Here is a 700-nt window from a genome sequence, read left to right on the forward strand (position 1 = left end):
GGGAGCCGTGCCACCAGATGGTCAGCCTGATCGACCCGATCCCGCAGCTGCGCAAGTGGCTGCCCAAGATATTCAATGTGCATGGCAAGGACGCCACGATCGCCTGGGACATCGTCCGCGAGTACGGCATCCATGGACCCAAGCCGTTCGTCTGGCACCGGACGCCGGGCTTCGGCGACTCCAACTGGACCGACATCATCTCGATCCTGCGCCAGGGCGGCTATGAGGGCAGCATCGACATCGAAGGCTACCATGACCCGGTCTACCGGGGCGAGTGGGAGATGACTGGCCAGGTGCATGGCTTGAACTATCTGAAGCGCTGTCGCGGCGGCGACTTCGTGCCGAACCCGACGTAGACTGCGCGGGATCGCGATCATAGCAAACGATCAAACATATAAAGGGAATGAGTGATAAACATGACGAAGCATCGCATCATTGTCGCCGGCTGCGGCGGCATGGCCAATCGCTGGGTAGACTATGCGATCGCTCGCGAGGGCGTCGAGATCGTAGGCCTGGTGGACCTCTACGAAGAGTCGGCTCGCAAGCTGGCTGAGCGCAAGGAGCTGGATGTGCCGATCTACACCGACCTCGCCGCAGCGCTCCAGTCGACGGAGGCCGATCTGGTGTTCGACGTGACGATCCCGGCCAGTCACAAGACGATTGCTACAACGGCGATGGAGGCTGGCTGCCACGTCTTCGG

General features: G+C 61.6%; 1 protein-coding gene and 1 pseudogene. Both read left to right on the forward strand.

The genetic code is table 11. From position 1 onward, the window contains the following. Nucleotides 1–356, forward strand: a pseudogene (locus tag PA598K_RS26490) (sugar phosphate isomerase/epimerase); the annotation flags it as partial. A gap of 60 nt (nucleotides 357–416) precedes the next feature. Next, nucleotides 417–700, forward strand: a 284-nt coding sequence (locus tag PA598K_RS26495) for a Gfo/Idh/MocA family protein (RefSeq protein WP_185602241.1), incomplete at its 3' end; no start/stop codon positions are given.

It is taken from the genome of Paenibacillus sp. 598K (assembly GCF_003851045.1).
Taxonomy (GTDB): domain Bacteria; phylum Bacillota; class Bacilli; order Paenibacillales; family Paenibacillaceae; genus Paenibacillus_D.